This window comes from uncultured Thiodictyon sp. (genome assembly GCF_903828115.1).
GTDB lineage: Bacteria > Pseudomonadota > Gammaproteobacteria > Chromatiales > Chromatiaceae > Thiodictyon.
Genome location: NZ_CAIKKU010000291.1, coordinates 1 through 2,446, shown reverse-complemented (window position 1 = coordinate 2,446; position 2,446 = coordinate 1). Strand labels below are relative to the sequence as shown.

The window sequence follows — 2,446 nt, the reverse complement described above, 5'->3', positions numbered from 1 at the left end:
GTCCGGTACTTTCCGAGCACCAACGATCCTGATGACCGCATCATCGGTGCCGCTAGCAATCGTCCAAGACGCCCACGTCCAGAAATGGATCTGCTGTGTATTTATCCAACCCGGATGGAAAGCACTCACCACATGAACAAGGCGGCAACAGCCTGATCACCCACCTATACAAGTCGGAACACGCCACCCCAAATAGGATTTGGTCGGCCGAGGGATACCGCTGGATGCGCATTGATTCGTCACCCTGCTTCGTCGAACGGGCCGGAAGCACTGCAATCGCGATCGCGGCCGTGGGCTCCCAGCCGAATACTGCATCTGACCGGAATGGCGCTAAGATAAGCCACGAGTGAAGCTGACGTGCCGGGGTCATCGCAGTCGCCGAGAAGCGGATACGCGCATAAGGCGACGGGGGCGGTTAAGCAATTGGTAGGCTTTTGGTCGGCGTTTGCGCGCGCGGGGTTCATGGCGGTCGGGGCGCAGGGGCACCTGATCGTTGGCAATGCGGGCAAGCAGGGTGCGCCGGGCCAGACGACGATGGCGGCCGGAGTGGAAAGCCCGGTCGGCCCAGGCGTGCAAGGCGTCGAGCGCGCCCTTGAAGCTGAGACGTTCCAAGGGGACGGCGTGCGTGGTAGCCGCGTCCAAGAGCAAAGCGCGGATGAGGTTGTAGGTGATGGCGTGCATCCACAGTTCGCGTTCGATTGTAGCGGGCGAGAGGCCGCGCAAGACGTCGAGCGCGAGGTTTGTTTTGATCTGGCGAAAATGGAGTTCGACCTGCCAACGCCGGGCGTAGAGGGCCGCAATGGCGGAGTCGGGGAAGGCCTTGGCGTCGAGCAGCGAAGTGACCACGATCACGTGGTGCGGGCGGAAACCGCGGGCCTGCACCTGAAAGCGCACGAGCCGGACCAGCAGGGAGGGCGGCTGTTTTTTCCAGGCGCGGCGCGACATCCCAGATGGGCGCGTCGGCTTGAGCCAGGTTTCCAGCCACGAGCGCGCGCGGCCGGGACGGACGTGGCGGGCCTGATGCAGCCGGATGACGAAGTCGACCTTCTGGGTCAGAAGTTGGACGAGAAAGAGCCAGCCGCAGTAGGCGCGGTCGGCGACCAACACCTCCCCGGAACGCAACGTCGCCAGCAGGCGGCGAGCGAGCTTCACGTCGTGGGTCTTCCAAGAGGCCTCGACCCACGCGATCAGCCGGCCGGTGTGGAGGCAAAACAGGCCGACGAGTTTACCGGTGGGAAAGCCGCAGCCCGGTTTCTGCCGGCCCGCATAGGGCCAGCGTCGGCGATTCTCCTCGGTGTCTGGCATGGAGAAACCGGTCGCATCAATCAGGCGCACGACCCGCCCCCACCACTGGGCCTTGGTCCGCGGTTCAAACCACCGATTCAAGGCGGCGAACAAAGTCTGCAGCCAAAAGAGGGACAGAACCTTGCGGGCCTGGCAGTAGGCGCTGGTATTGTCGTCCGGCGGCTCGTGCCCCCGGGCCACGGCGTCGGCCTGCAAGCGCATCAAAGCCCACCGGCAAGTGGCCCCGCGCAAAAGCACTTGGCCGAGAAAAGCCCAGAACACCGCGACGCGGGGCAACTCGCGTTGCCGGCTCCCAGCCCCGGTCTTGGCCGGTACGAGCAGCCCGGTAAAATACCCGCCGAACAGAGCCGCCAGGCCGCTGAGCGAATCGGTAGCCTGGCCCGCGCGCCGCAGCGAGACGCCCAGCGGGGCGCATTGGGCGCGCAGTTGGGGAAAATACGGGGTAAGGTTCGCCATAGGCCGTATAGTAACGGCCTAGACTTGACCAGGCGAGCCTTTACTGCCACTAAATCAGGCCATGCGACCGCCGCGCCTCGCCCAACTGGAAGCCCGCTATGCCGAACTTCGCCAGCAACTCGCTGGGATCGGCTACCTCAGCAATGGTTCCGTCTACCGCCGGCCGGCCGGGCAATCGGGCACCCGCTTCACCTGGTCCACCAAGGTGAAAGCCAAAACCGTCAGCCTCGCGCTCTCTGAGGAACAGGCCGACTGGCTGGAGCAGGCCATTGTGGAGCATCACCGCGTCAAGAAGCTCCTGGCGGAGATGCGTCGCCTCTCTCGTCAGATCATGCGTGCCCGGTTTCCCGATACAAAGCGCCGCAGGCCTCTGAACAAGAAAGTTTTACGGCTTATCTAAGCGCCATTTCGACGTGACCCCATCCCGATTTCCCTGCCCCCCAAGAACGATGCGATTTCCTTCCGGTAATGTGATCAACAGGCGTGAGTTTACCAAATGGTTGGTAGCCGGTTCAACAATGGGTCGCTGCACGATCTCGCCAAGCACCGCTGCCACGGCGCCGACGACTATCCGTGTTGCCGCCGTTCAGATGGCAGCTGAGTTGGCGAATGTAGCCGCCAACCTGGCGAAAGCCGAACGGCTCGTCAGGGCGGCTTTCGCGCGGGGTGCACGGCTCGTAATCCT

At 63.6% G+C, this 2,446-nt stretch carries 2 protein-coding genes; one reads left to right on the top strand and one right to left on the bottom strand.

Annotated elements, in window-relative coordinates:
* Positions 1 to 366 precede the first annotated feature (366 nt).
* On the bottom strand, positions 367 to 1,761 hold the full coding sequence (locus QZY48_RS10750; protein WP_295430857.1) for an IS4 family transposase: 1,395 nt from the start codon (positions 1,759 to 1,761) through the stop codon (positions 367 to 369).
* A gap of 61 nt (positions 1,762 to 1,822) precedes the next feature.
* On the opposite strand from QZY48_RS10750, the gene QZY48_RS10745 reads away from it, so the two are divergent.
* On the top strand, positions 1,823 to 2,161 hold the full coding sequence (locus tag QZY48_RS10745) for a DUF6788 family protein (protein ID WP_295430856.1): 339 nt from the start codon (positions 1,823 to 1,825) through the stop codon (positions 2,159 to 2,161).
* Positions 2,162 to 2,446 lie beyond the last annotated feature (285 nt).